This is a genomic window from Streptomyces graminofaciens (assembly GCF_030294945.1).
Lineage (GTDB): Bacteria > Actinomycetota > Actinomycetes > Streptomycetales > Streptomycetaceae > Streptomyces > Streptomyces graminofaciens.
In genome coordinates this window covers 4,206,147-4,220,979 of the sequence record NZ_AP018448.1, presented here as the reverse complement: position 1 = coordinate 4,220,979, position 14,833 = coordinate 4,206,147, and the positions used below count along the sequence as shown (strand labels likewise).

Annotated in this window: 2 protein-coding genes; both read left to right on the top strand. The window is 73.4% G+C overall.

Going from position 1 to position 14,833, the window contains the following annotated elements:
• Positions 1-67: 67 nt before the first annotated feature.
• The gene (locus SGFS_RS17970) at positions 68-7,117 is read left to right on the top strand and encodes a type I polyketide synthase (protein WP_286251526.1); all 7,050 of its coding nucleotides are present in this window, start codon (positions 68-70) and stop codon (positions 7,115-7,117) included.
• Positions 7,118-7,220: 103 nt separating this feature from the next.
• The gene (locus tag SGFS_RS17965; RefSeq protein WP_286251525.1) at positions 7,221-14,810 is read left to right on the top strand and encodes a beta-ketoacyl synthase N-terminal-like domain-containing protein; all 7,590 of its coding nucleotides are present in this window, start codon (positions 7,221-7,223) and stop codon (positions 14,808-14,810) included.
• The last annotated feature ends 23 nt before the right edge of the window (positions 14,811-14,833 follow it).

Genomic DNA, 14,833 nt, shown 5'->3' with positions numbered 1-14,833 from the left:
CTGTCCGCGGTCCCCGCACCGCGACCGAATCGAAGTCCCTGTTCGCCCAGATCCAGAGAGACTTGCCGTGAACTCTTCACAGGAATCCGACCTCGACCGTCGGCTCGCCCGGGACCCCATCGCCATCGTCGGCCTCTCCGCGCTCTACCCCAAGTCCAGCAACCTGCGGGACTTCTGGGCGAACGTCGTCTCGGCCGCCGACTGCATCGACGACGTCCCCGCCGATCACTGGGACGTCGCCGAGCACTACGACCCGGACCCCACCGTCCCGGACAAGACGTACTCCACGCGCGGCGGCTTCATCCCCGACGTGCCCTTCAACCCGCTGGAGTTCGGCCTCCCGCCGAACACCCTGGAGGTCACGGACGTCCTCCAGCTGCTCAGCCTGGTCGTCGCCCGCGACCTGCTGAAGGACGCCGGAGCCGAGCAGCCCTGGTACGACAAGTCCCGTACCGGTGTCGTCCTCGGCATCACCGGTGCCAACCAGCTCACCCAGCCGCTCACCGCCCGGTTGCAGAGCGGCGTCCTGAAAGAGGTCGTCCGAAGCTGCGGACTGACCGACCGGGACGCCGAGGAGATCGTCGCCAAGTTCCGCCTGGCTTACGCCCCGTGGGAGGAGAACTCCTTCCCCGGCATGCTCGGCAACGTGGTCGCCGGCCGGATCGCCAACCGGTTCGACCTCGGCGGCATCAACATGACGATCGACGCCGCCTGCGCCAGCTCGCTCGGCGCCGTGCGCACCGCCGCCAGCGAGCTGCTGGAGCGCCGCGCCGACACCATGCTGGTCGGTGGCTGCGACGCCGAGAACACCATCTTCATGTACCTGTGCTTCAGCAAGACGCCCGCGCTGTCCAAGTCCGGCCGTATCCGGCCCTTCGACAAGGACGCCGACGGCACGCTGATCGGCGAGGGCATCGGCATGCTCGCCCTGCGCCGCCTGTCCGACGCCGAGCGCGACGGCAACCGGATCTACGCCGTCCTGCGCGGCATCGGCACCTCCAGCGACGGCCGCTTCAAGTCCATCTACGCCCCGCGCAAGGAGGGCCAGATGGTCGCCCTGCGCCGCGCGTACGAGGACGCCGACTGCTCGCCCGCGAGCATCGAACTCTTCGAGGCGCACGGCACCGGTACCGCCGTCGGCGACGCCACCGAGCTCAGCGCCCTGTCCGCGGTGCTCTCCGAGACCTCCGAGAGCACCCGGTACGCGGCCGTCGGCAGCGTCAAGTCGCAGATCGGGCACACCAAGGCGGCGGCCGGCGCGGCCGGCATGATCAAGCTGGCGCTCGCGCTGCACCACAAGGTGCTGCCGCCCACCATCAACGTCGACGAGCCCAACCCCACCATCGACTTCGAGTCGGGCCCGTTCTACGTCAACACCGAGGCCCGGCCCTGGATCCGTACCCCGGAGCGCCCCAAGCGCCGTGCGGCCATCTCCTCGTTCGGCTTCGGCGGCACCAACTTCCACATGGTGCTGGAGGAGCACGGCGACGGCGACGACGTGCGCGTGACGCACCCCGTGGCCGCGGTGCACCTGTGGCACGCCCCCGACACGGCCGCGCTCACCGAGGCCCTCGTCTCCGGCGCACCCGCGACCGGCGGCCCCGCCCCCGAGGGCCACGCACGCGTCGCGCTCGTCGCCCGCACCGACGCCGAGCTGGCCACCCTGCGCGAGCTCGCGCTCGGCGAGCTGCGCTCCCGACCCGACGCGGAGGCCTGGTCGCACCCCAAGGGCGTCCACTTCCGCCGCCGCGCCGCCCAGCTCGGCAAGGTCGCCGCGCTGTTCGCCGGGCAGGGCAGCCAGTACGTCAACCTCGGCCGGTCCGCCGTGATGGCGCTGCCGCCGTTGCGGGCCGCCTTCGACGCCGCCAACCGGCACTTCGAGGGCGCCGAGCCGTTGTCCCGGATCGCCTTCCCGCCGCCCGTCTTCGGCGACACCGCGCGCGCCGAACAGGAGACCCAGCTGCGCGCCACCGCCTACGCCCAGCCCGCCATCGGCGCGCTGTCGGCGGGGCAGTACCGCTATCTGACCGAACTCGGGTTCACCGCCGAGGGGTTCCTCGGCCACAGCTTCGGTGAGCTGACCGCCCTGTGGGCCGCCGGCGCCCTAGACGACGAGGCGTTCTTCGCGCTGGCCCGCGCCCGTGGCCGGGCGATGGCCCCGCCGAGCGAGGCCGGCTTCGACGCCGGCGCGATGGCCGCCGTCTCCGCGCCCGAGGAGCGCGTCGCCGAACTCCTCGCCGCGGACAAGGACCTGGTGATCTGCAACCGCAACGCCCCCGACCAGATCGTGGTCGGCGGCGCCACCGAGGCGGTCGACCGCCTGGTCGCGCGGGCCACCGAGGCCGGACTCCGGGCGAGCAGGCTGCCCGTGTCCGCCGCGTTCCACACCCCGTACGTCGGCCACGCCGTGGAGGCGTTCCGCGCCGACGTCGAGCGGGTCGAGGTGGGACGGCCGAACGGCACCGTCTTCGCCAACACCCGTGGCGCGGTCTACGGCGACGACGTCGCAGCCAACCGCGGCGTCCTCGCCGAACAGCTCATCAACCCGGTGGACTTCGCCGCCCGCGTGGAGGAGATGTACGCCGCCGGGTACCGGGTGTTCGTCGAGTTCGGGCCCAAGTCGGTGCTCACCCAGCTCGTTCGCCGAGTCCTCGGGGACCGCGAGCACACGGTCCTCGCCCTGGACGCCGGGCCCGGAAAGGACGCGGACGCCGCCCTGAAGCAGGGTGTCGCCCAGCTCGCCGCCCTCGGCCTGCCGCTCGCCACCGCCGACCGTTACGTCGCCGAGCCGGTCGTGGCCGAGCCCACCAAGGGCATGTCGATCCTCCTGAACGGCATCAACTACGTCTCGCCCGAGCGGCGGGCCGCCTACCGGGACGCGATCGAGAACGGCTACCGGATCGCGGTGCCGTCGGTGCCGGGTGCGCCGGCCGCGCTCACCCCCGGGCGCCCGTCCGACGGTACGGCCGCACCCGTGTCCGGCGGCTCGGGCGGGGGAGCCTCCACGGCTCCGAGCCCGGCCGTGCCCGGACGTGTGCCCGTCGCCGTCGGCGCTCTTCCGGGCGCGAACGGTTCCGGTGCGCCGCTGAGCGGTTCCGGCCCGGTTCCGGCCATGCGTCCGGCGATGCCGGCCCCGGTCGCCCCGGTCGCCCCGCTCGCTCCGGCCGCCGTCGCCGAACACGCGCCGGGCGCGGTCGGCACAGCGGTCGCGACCGCGCCGGCCGCCGTGCCCGCGCCGACCCCCACTCCCGTCCCCATTCCCACCGCCATGGAGTCAGCTCACGTGGACAGTGACCGCCTGGCCGGTCTAGTGGCCGACCATCTCGCCCTGCACGACGACTACCTGAACAGCCAGCTGCAGAGCGCCGAGCGCCTCACCGGCCTGCTGGAGCGCGCCGCCGAGCAGGGCCGACTCGGCCAGGTGCTCCCCGGCATCAACGCCGTGAAGGAACACGGCCTGGACATCGGGCGCAGCCACCTGCGGGCCAACGAGATCCTGCGCGATCTGGCGGCCCTCGAACTGGGTACGGCTGCTCCGGCACCGACCCGCGCCACCACGGCCGCGACGGCGCCGGCCACGTTCCAGCCGGCCCCGCAGCACGCGCTCCCGGCCCCGGCGACCACCGCACCGGCGGCCACCGCACCGGCGGCTCCGGCCCCGGCCCCGGCCGCACTCGCCCCGGCCCCGGCCGCGCTGGCCCCGGCCCCGGCCCCGGCCGCGCTGGCCCCGGCCCCGGCCGCACTGGCCCCGGCCCCGGTGGCGACCCCCACCCCGGCCCTGGCCCCCGCACCCGCCCCGGCCCTGGTCGCCTCCGCGGTGAGCGTCGCCGACCGGCTTCCCACCCCCGCGCCGACCGGCCCGGACGCGGCCGGCGTCGAGGCGGCGCTCCTGGAGGTCGTGGGCGCCAAGACCGGCTACCCGGCGGAGATGCTGGATCTGGATCTGGACATTGAGGCGGATCTGGGGATCGACTCGATCAAGCGGGTCGAGATCATGGGTGTGATGCAGGAGCGGTTCGGTGGTGGTGTCGCTGCTGGTCCGGAGCAGCTTGCGGAGTTGCGGACGCTGCGTCACATCGTGGACTTCATGGCGTCGGCTGCTCCGGCCGCTGCTCCTGTGGCTGCTGCTGTTCCGGTCGTTGACGCGGCCGGCGTCGAGGCGGCGCTGTTGGAGGTTGTGGGCGCCAAGACGGGTTATCCGGCGGAGATGCTGGATCTGGATCTGGACATTGAGGCGGATCTGGGGATCGACTCGATCAAGCGGGTCGAGATCATGGGTGTGATGCAGGAGCGGTTCGGTGGTGGTGTCGCTGCTGGTCCGGAGCAGCTTGCGGAGTTGCGGACGCTGCGTCACATCGTGGACTTCATGGCGGGTGCCTCGGATGCTGTCGCGCCTGTTTCTGCCGCTGCCGCGCCGGTTGTCGACGCGGCAGCTGTCGAGAAGGCGCTGTTGGAGGTTGTGGGCGCCAAGACGGGTTATCCGGCGGAGATGCTGGATCTGGATCTGGACATTGAGGCGGATCTGGGGATCGACTCGATCAAGCGGGTCGAGATCATGGGTGTGATGCAGGAGCGGTTCGGTGGTGGTGTTGCCGCTGGTCCGGAGCAGCTTGCGGAGTTGCGGACGCTGCGTCACATCGTGGACTTCATGGCCGGTGCCTCGGGCGCTTCCGCTCCGCAGGGCGCCGCCGTGCGAGCGGACGAGTCCGCCGGGACCGGCGCCGCCACTCCGAAGGGCATAGGCCGAGCCCAGGCCGCCCTCGTCGAACTGCCCACGCCTGACCTGCTGGTCGGCGCATACCCCCAGGGGTCCGGCGCGCTCGTCGTGGACGACGGGTCGGAGCTGGCGCCGGCGGTCGCGGCCGCGCTCGTCGACTCGGGACGGCACGTGCATGTGCTGCGGCTGCCCGGTGTGGCCCAGCGGATCACCGGCGTCAAGGACCACGCCCTGTCCGGCTGGGGGGTGACGGAGCTGGCCGAGCGTATCGAGTCCATCCTCGCCGACCGGATCAGCCTGGTCCTCGACCTCGCCGCCACGCGTCACGACGACTGGGCCGACGGCACGCGACGCCTGGCGCACACGCTGCTCGTGGCCAAGCACGCCGTCGAGCCGCTGACCACCGCGGCCGGGACGGGCCGTGCAGCCTACGTCACCGTCACCCGGCTCGACGGCACCTTCGGCCTCGGCGGAGTGAACGAACACCTCGCCCCGGCCGCCGGTGTGACCGGCCTGGTCAAGACGCTGGCCGTGGAAGCCCCGCGACTGTTCTGCCGGTCCGTCGACCTGGCCCCCGCGCTCACCCCGGAAGCCGGCGCCGCCCTCGTCCTGGACGAGCTGCACGACGTCGTCACCGACACCACGCAGGTCGGCCACGACGGCACCCGCCGCCTCGGCCTCGGCCTCGCCGAGCAGCCGCTGACCGCGCCGGAGGCCGAGGTCCCGGGACTCACCTCCGACGACCTGCTCGTCGTCACCGGCGGCGGCCGCGGCATCACCGCCGCCTGCGTCACCGAACTCGCCCGGAACCACCGCACGGGGCTGCTCCTGCTCGGCCGTACCCCGCTGGCGGACGAGCCGGCCTGGGCCCAGGGCGTCGAGGACCCCGCCCTCAAGGCCGCGGCCGCCGCACAGCTGAAGGCGGAAGGGGAGAAGCCCACCCCGAAGCGCGTCGAGCAGCTCTACGGTGCCGTCATCGGCGCCCGGGAGATCCAGGCCACCCTGGCGGACATCCGGGCCACCGGCAGCACGGCCGAGTACCTGGCCGTCGACATCACCGACGCGACCGCCACCGCCGCCGCGCTCGCCCCGTACAAGGGGCGCGTCACGGGCCTCGTACACGGCGCGGGCGTCCTCGCCGACCAGCTCATCGCCAACAAGAAGGCCTCCGAGATCGAGCGGGTCTTCGCGCCCAAGCTGACCGGCCTGCGCTCGGTCGCCGCCGCGCTCGACACGGACACCCTGCGGCACGTGGTCCTGTTCTCCTCGGTCGCCGGCTTCTTCGGCAACCGCGGCCAGTCCGACTACGCGATGGCCAACGAGGTCCTCAACGCCTGGGCCTCCTCCTTCAAGCAGCTCCACCCCGCCGCCCGCGTCACCTCGCTCAACTGGGGCGCCTGGGACAGCGGGATGGTCTCGCCGCAGATCAAGGCCGTGTTCCAGGAGCGCGGCATCACCCTGATCCCGGTGGACACCGGAGCCCGGCTGTTCACCGAGCAGTTCGCCGCGGAGCGCGCCGCCGACGTGGTGACCGTGCTCGGCCCGACGACCCCGCTGTCCGAGCCCGAGCGGCCCGCCGCGACCGGCACCGTCACCGTCGAGCGGGCGATCGGCTCGCTGCGGGCCGAGCCGATCGTGGCCGACCACGTCATCGGTGACGCCCCGGTGCTCCCGGCGGCCGTCGCGCTCGGCTGGGCGATCGGCGCGGTCGAGCGGACCACCGCCACAGAGGTCCGGCAGATCCGCGACTTCTCGGTCCACAAGGGCATCGTCTTCGACGGCACCCAGCCCGAGCGCCTCACCCTGGCGATGACCCCGGCGGGCGACACCGTCGAGGTCGCCATCCGGTCCACCGGCGACGAGGGCACCGTACGACCGCACTACGCGGCCGTGGCCGTACCGGGCACGGCGCCCGCCGTGACCACCGCCGGCAGCCTGCCCGCACTCGGCTCCGGCCGCGACGCGGCGGAGCTGTACACCGACGGCACGCTCTTCCACGGCCCGGCCCTGCGCGGTGTGCGCCGGGTCCTCGCCGAGGCGGAGAACCGCCTTGTCCTGGAGTGCGACCTGGCCGAACTCAGCCCCGAGGGCGGCGCGTTCAGCGGCTCCCGGTACGCGCCCGGCACGGCCGACCTGCTGCTCCAGGCGGGCCTCGTCTGGGTGCGCCTGTTCCGCGGCACGGCCGGACTGCCCCTGTCGGTGGGCCGCGCCGACCTGCACCGCGCACTGCCCGACGGCGAGCCCTTCCTGGTCGTCGTCGAGCCGGCCGAGCCGGTCAGCGGCACCACCGCCTCGCTGACGATCACCGCCTGCGCCCCCGACGGGACAGTGCTGGCCCGGTTCGACGGCGTACGCGTCGTCTCGGCGCCGCAGCTGGCGGCCAAGTTCATCAGCGGCTGATTTCCGCTCCGTGTCCGACGCAAGCGATCGGGCCGGCCCGGACGGTTTCGCCAAGTGCCGACCGTCCGGGCCGGCCGCCCCCAGAAGGGACCCGAGAGCTCTCATGAGCAAGTACGCCATTGTTGGCCTCTCCTGCCTGTTCCCGGGAGCGGAGACGCCCGCCGAGTTCTGGCAGAACCTCCGTGCCGGCGCCGACAGCCGCCGGGAAGGGGGCGAGGAGGTGTTCGGCCGCAAGCCCGAGGCCAGGGACGCCGATCCTCAGCACGAGATCTACTGCGTCCGGGGCGGATTCCTCACCGACTTCGCCTTCGACCCGAGCGGCTATCTCCTCGACCCAGGTCATCTCGCCGGCCTGGACCGGCTCTTCCACTGGTCGCTGCACGTGGCCAGGGAAGCGCTGCGGGACAGCGGACACGCCGACCGCCCCGACGTCCTGGCCCGCACCGCCCTCGTCCTCGGCAACTACTCGTTCCCGACGCCCTCCTCGGCCCGGGTCAGCGTCCCGCTGGTCCAGGAAGCGGTCCTGGAAGGGCTGCGCCGCGCCGGGCACCCACCGCTCGGCGCGCTCGCGCACGCCGAGGACCGCATCGACCCGGCCCGGCTGAACCCCGAGGACCTGAAGGTCAGCGGCTCCCCGGCGTCCGTCGCCGCCACCGCCCTCGGCCTCGGCGGCCCCCGCTACGCGCTCGACGCGGCCTGCTCGTCGGCGCTGTACGCGCTCAAGCTGGCCTGCGACCACCTCGCCGCCGGTCAGGCCGACCTGGTCCTCGCCGGCGGCGTCTGCGCGCCCGATCCCACGCTGATCCACCTGTCCTTCGGTGACCTCCAGGCCTATCCGCGCGACGGCTTCAGCCAGCCCTTCGACTCCCGCTCCGGTGGCATCCTCACCGGGCAGGGCGCGGGCATGGTCGCCGTCAAGCGGCTGGAGGACGCGGTACGCGACGGCGACCGCATCCACGCGGTCGTCGACGGCATCGGGCTCACCAACGACGGCAGCGGCCGCCACCTGCTGGTCCCGCGCGGCGAGGGACAACTGCAGTCGTACGAACTCGCCTACGCGCAGGCCGGCATCGACCCGGCCACCATCGACTACCTGGAGTGCCACGCCACCGGCACCCCCATCGGCGACGCCACCGAGGCCCAGTCCGTGGCCGACCACTTCGGCGCCGCCGGGAAAATCCCGCTGATCGGCTCCGTCAAGGGCAACATCGGCCACCTGCTCACCGTGGCCGGGCTCAGCAGCCTGCTCAAGGTCGTGCTCGCCATGGGCAACGCGCACATCCCGCCGACGATCGGGGTCGATCAGCCCATCCGCTCCAAGGACGGGCGGGTCGGCGAGGAGACCATGGTCCGCGCCGGCCGCGACTGGCCGCGCGGCGACGGTCCGCGCCGGGCGGCGGTCTCCGCGTTCGGCTTCGGCGGCACCAACGCACACGTGGTGCTCTCCGAGGCGCGGCACGCCGAGAACGGCGTGGACGCGGCGAACGCCGACGGGCCCGCCACCGCCGTGCCCGCGCTCGACGTCGTCGGCCTCGGCGCGCACTTCGGCTCGTTCGACTCCCTCGACGCGTACGAGCGTGCCGTCCACGCGGGACAGGACGCCCTGGTGCCGCTGCCCGAGCGGCGCTGGCGCGGCCTCGACCAGACCCGGGACGGCACGCTCACGCACGGTGCCGGCGTCACGCCCGACGCGCTGCCGCACGGAGCGTTCGTGGACGGCCTCGGCATCGACCCGATGGACCTCAAGATCCCGCCCGCGGACCTGCGCACCTACAACCTCCAGCACGCCCTCGCCATCAAGGTCGCCGACGAGGCCCTGCACGACGCCGGATTCAGCCGCGCCGTGCCCAAGGGGCAGACCGCGCCCGCACCGCGCCGGATCGCGGTCGTCGTCGCCATGGAGATGGAGCCCACCACCCACCTGCGGATCACCCGCTACGGCCTCGGCGCCTTCGTACGCCAGGAGTTCGAGCGGGCCGGTGTGCGGGTCGACGAGGCCGAGCTCGCCCGGCTCACGGCCGCCGGCCGGGACGCCGTGGTCGACCCGATCGTCGCCAACGAGGTGCTCAGCTACATCGGCAACGTCATGGCCAGCCGCATCTCCTCGCTGTGGAACCTCACCGGGCCCTCCTTCACCGTCTCCTCCGACGGCTCGGGCACCGCCGAGGCCCTCCAGGTCGCGCGGCTGCTGCTGCTCGACCCGGGCATCGAGGCCGTCGTGGTCGGCGCCGTCGACCTCGCCGGCTCCGCCGAGAACCTGCTGCTGCGCCCCGACGTCGTCGCCGAGGCCGGACTGACCTTCGGCGAGGGCAGCCGGGGCCGCCGCATCGGCGAGGGCGCCGGAGCGGTCGTCGTCACCCGGCCCGGCGACTCGCAGGCACCGGTGTACGCACGCCTGGACGCCATCGCGATCCGGCACGCCACCCCTGTCGACGGCACCGTGCCCGAGGCGGACGCGGAGACCTACGCGGCCGCCGCCGAGGAGGCGTTCGCCGCGGCCGGCGTCACCGCCGCCGACATCGGCTACACGGAGGCACACGCGGGCGGCACCGAGGCCCAGGACCGCGCCGAGATCGCCGGGCTCGCCCGCGTCCACCCGGCCGACGGCCACCAGGTGGCGCTCGGCAGCGTCAAGGCCCAGATCGGCGACGCGGGGTGCGCGGCGACCATGGCAGGGCTCATCCGGTCCGTGCTGTGCCTGCACCACGGCTATCTGCCCGGCACCCGCGACTGGAGCGGCCCGGCCACCGAACTCGCCGAGGACTTCGCGGCCTCCGGGCTGTACGTGCCGGACGCCTCGCGCCCCTGGCTGCGCGCGGCCAGGGGATCCCGCCGGTACGCGGCCGTCGGCTTCATCGGAGCCTCGGGCGCGCACGGGCACCTGGTGCTGTCCGCCGGCGCCACCCGTGGCACGGTCGTACCGAACGACTGGCAGCGTGGCGGCGGGCCCGTGGTCCTGCCGCTGTCCGCCGACTCCTTCGACGGGCTGCTCGCCGAGGTCGCCCGGCACCGGGACCTGATCGCCGACGGCGCCGACTCCTACGCCCTCGCCCGGGACGCGGCCCGCCTGCTGCCGGGCCGGAGCCGGCGCGTGGTGCTCGTCGGCCGGGACCGCGACGAACTGCGGGCCCAGCTCGACCTCGCCGTCCGCGGCCTGCCCGCCGCGCACGCCTCCGGCGGCGAGTGGGCGACACCCGCCGGGAGCTGCTTCACCGAGCGGCCCATCGGCCCCGGCGGCAAGGTCGCCCTCGTCTACCCGGGCGCGTTCAACTCGTACCCCGGACTCGGCCAGGACCTGTTCCGCGCGTTCCCGAGCCTGCTCGACGGGTTCGAGGACATGGCCGACGAGCCGGAGCGGCACCTGCGGGCCGCCGCGCTGTACCCCCGCTCGCAGAAGCCTCTCGGCCGACGGGAGCTGATGGGCCTCGAAGCGGGGCTGTCCGAGGACATCCCGTTCATGCTCGCCACCGGCACCAGCTTCGCGATCCTGTACACGGACCTCGTCCGCGAGATGCTCGGGGTCACCGCGCACGGCGGGTTCGGCTACAGCCTGGGCGAGTCGAGCATGCTCTTCGCCACCCGGGGCTGGCTGCCGGACAGCCGCGACGACGCGCTGATCAGCAACACGCCGATCTTCAAGGACCGGCTGTGCGGGGCGCGGCGCACGGTGCGCGAGGCCTGGGGCCTGGCGGACGGCGTCCCCGACGAGGCGGTCTGGGCGAGCCACGTACTGCTCGCCGACGAGGAGTCCGTACGGGCCGTGCTGCCCCGCTACGACCGCGTCCACCTCACCCACGTCAACACGCCCGGAGAGCTGGTCATCGCCGGGGACCCGGCGCAGTGCCGCGCGCTCATCAAGGACGTCGGCTGCTCGGCCGCCCGCTCGCCCGTCAACGCGGTCATGCACTGCCCGGTCGTGGACGCGGAGTTCGACGGGCTCGCGGGCCTGAACGACTACCCCACGGGCTCGTTCGGCGACCTGGAACTGTTCAGCGCCTACGACTACGACGCGCTTCCCGCGGGCCTGGACCGCAAGGAGATCGGCCGCCGCATCGCGACGACCCTGCGCTCACCGATCGACTTCCCGCGCCTGGTCCGTACCGCGTACGAACGAGGGTTCCGCTACTTCCTGGAGGTCGGCCCCAGCGCCACCTGCGCCCGCTGGATCCGCGACACCCTCGGCGACACGCCGCATGTGGCGGCCCCGATCGACCGCCGAGGCGTCCCGACGGCGAAGTCGATCGCCCAGCTGGCGGCCCGCCTCACGGCCCACGGCCTCGACCTGGACCTGACCCCGCTGCTCAGCCCGGCGGCCGAACGCGTCCCGGCCCGCCCGGCCCGCCCGACCCCCTTCCGGGTGGGCGGAGCGGACCCGGCCCCGGCACGCATCGCCCGGGAACTCGCCGTGGCGCATGCCGCCACCGGCGTCGCCTCGACGGGCGGCGGCACGGCCGCCACGCCGTCCCCGGCCACACCCGCCCACGCGTCCGGCGACGCCGGCCTGGTGTCGCTCGCCGGTTCCACGACGTCCGTCGGCCGGATGGCCGCCGGTTCCGCTCCGGCCGCGTCGTCCGGCACCCCGACCGGCCGGGTGTCCGGCGCCGGTCCCACGACGCGCACGGCCACCGCCCACGCCACGGGCGGCTCGGCTCCGGGGCCCCGCCCGACCGCGTCCGGTGCCGGTTCCGGTGCCGGACAGGTTCCCGGACGCCGCCCCGCCGACTCGTCGGCCCCGTCCACTCCGTCCGCCCCTCCATCGTCCGTACCGCCGGAGGACTCCGCTCTCATGCCTGCAGACCCGACTCTCGCCGATGCCGAGGTCATCGCCTTCGACGGCACCCCGATCTCGTACCTGCCCTGGGCGCCGTCCGCCCCGGCCGCCGCGCCCGAACCGGCCGGCACCGCCGTGACGCCCGCCGCCCCGACTCCGCCGCCCGCCCCGGCCGCCCCGGCCGCCCAAGTCCCGGGGGAGGGGCCGGGGTCCGCCGCCGAGCTCGTCCGGGAGATACGCCGCCAGATGCTCACCACGCACTCGGTGGTGATGGAGACCCAGCACATCCTCCAGTCGGCCACGCTCAACCGGGTCGAGTCCCTGCTGGACGGGACACCGCAGACCACCGCGTACGCCGAGGAACAGCCGGCCCTCCGGGCCCCGGCCGCCCCGCAGGCCGCCCGCCCGGCCCTGCCCCCGGCCCCCGCTCCCGTCCCGGCCGTGCCGGCCCCGGCCGCGCAGCGCCCCGCCGAGCCGACTCCGGTGGCCCCGGCCCACGGCGACCCCGCCCCGGCCGACGGCCGCGTCAAGGAAGGCGTCATCTGGGACGAGGAGGACCTGCTCGAATTCGCCGTCGGCTCCATCGCCAAGGTCTTCGGCCCGGAGTTCGGCGTGATCGACGGATACGCCAAGCGCGTGCGGCTGCCCGCGCCGCCGTACCACTTCGTCACCCGCGTCACCGCGCTCGAAGGCACCACCGGCGAGTTCAAGCCCGCCACCATCACCACGGAGTACGACATCCCGGAGGACGCCTGGTACGCCGTCGACGGCGGCGCGCCCCCGGCCGTCACCGTCGAGGCGGGCCAGTGCGACCTGCTGCTCGTCAGCTACCTCGGGATCGACTTCCGGAACAAGGGCGAGCGCGTCTACCGCCTGCTGGACAGCACGCTGATCTTCCGCGGCGACCTGCCCCGCGTCGGCCAGACCCTGCGCTACGACATCTCCATCGACCGCTTCGTGCACCAGGGCGACACGACCCTCTTCTTCTTCAGCTACAAGTGCTACGCCGACGGCAAGCTGATCCTCGAACTCCACGACGCCTGCGCCGGGTTCTTCAGCCAGGCCGAGCTCGACACCCCGCTCGGCGTCGTGATGACGGACAAGGAGAAGGCCGAGCGGGCCGCCCTGCCCAGGGGGTACTTCAAGCCGCTCGCGTACACCGACAAGAACCGCCTGACCGAGCACGACCTGGAACTGCTCGCCGAAGGCCGCCCCGGTGACGTCTTCGGGCCGGACCACGCCCAGGACCCGGGGATCAACCCCGGCCTGCGCCTGCCGGACGCCAGGATGCGGATGATCGACGAGGTCGAGATCGACCGCAAGGGAGGCCCGCGCGGCCTCGGCAGGATCAGCGCCGTCAAGCGGCTGCAGCCCGACGCCTGGTACTTCACCTGCCACTTCCCGGACGACCATGTGCTCGCCGGCTCCCTGGTCGCCGAGGGCGCCGTCCAGCTGCTGCAGATCTACCTGATGCACCAGGGCCTGCACCTGACGCTGCCGGACGCCCGCTTCCAGTGTGTGACCGACACCCCCATCGAGGTCCAGGTCCGCGGCCAGATCACCCAGGCCGACGCGGAGATCCGCTACGAGGTCGAGGTCATGGAGCTCACCCTCCTGCCGCGCGCCACGGTCATCGCGGACGTCCTCATCTACCTCGGCGACAAGCCGGTGGTCCGGATGAAGAACCTCGGCCTCCAGGTCCGCGAGAAGGAGGGCACGCCGTACCGCCCGGAGACCGGCGGCATCCCGAAGTTCCTCGGCCGCCGCAACCGGGCCGGCGAGCCCGCGATGATCAACGAGCTGCACCTGGCGCACGCCGCCAAGGGCCTGCTCGACATGGCGATGGGCCCGGAGTTCGAGGTCTACCGCAACAGCCGCGCCCCCTACATCCCGAACGGCGACTTCCAGTTCGTCGACCGCGTCATGTCCCTCAAGGGCACACGCGGCGACCTCTCGCCCGGCTCGGAGATGGTCACCGAGTACGACTCCCCGGTCGACGCCTGGTACTACGAGCAGAACGCGTACCCGCACATGCCGAACTGCGTGTACATGGAGACCTCGCTGCAGGCCGCGATCTTCCTCGGCTACTACCTCGGCGCCACGCTGAAGAACACCGACGAGCAGTACGCCATCCGCAACCTCGACGGCCGCGCCACCCTCGTCAAGGACATCGACCTGCGCGGCAAGACCATCCGGCACCACTCCAAGCTGCTGATGACCAGCGCCGTGCAGGGCGCGGTGCTGCAGAACTTCAGCTACGAACTCTCCGCGGACGGCGAGGTCTTCTACACCGGCGAGTCCCTCTTCGGCTACTTCAGCGACGCGGCCCTCGCCAACCAGGTCGGCCTCGACAACGGCCAGTACATCGCCCCCTGGATCGAGGCCGAGCGACCGGACGCCACCCGCGTACGCCGCATCGAACTGCCCGGACACGCACCGGCGTTCACCGACCCCGCCGGCGGTCACCTGCGGCTGGCCGGCGAGAACTTCGCGCTCGTCGACCACGTCGACCTGGTCGCGGACGGCGGCCGGCACGGCCACGGCTATCTGCACGGCCGCCGCGAGGTCCGCCCCGACGAGTGGTACTTCGACTGCCACTTCCACCGCGACCCCGTGATGCCCGGCTCGCTCGGCGTCGAGGCGGTACTGCAGGCCATGCGCCTGTACGTACTGGAGCAGAACCTCGCCGACGGCATGGAGCGGCCCCACTTCGCCATGGCCACCGACGTGGAGATGTGCTGGAAGTACCGCGGCCAGATCCTCCGCCACGACAAGGAACTCTTCTTCGACGTGCACGTCAAGGAGGTCCGCCGCGAGGAGGGCCGCCTGCTCGTCATCGCGGACGCCGACCTGTGGAAGCCGGGCCTGCGCATCTACGAACTGACCGACGTGGCCATCGAGGTCCGTTCCGCCGGGGAGTGACGGCCCACCCGCCCCGCCGCATC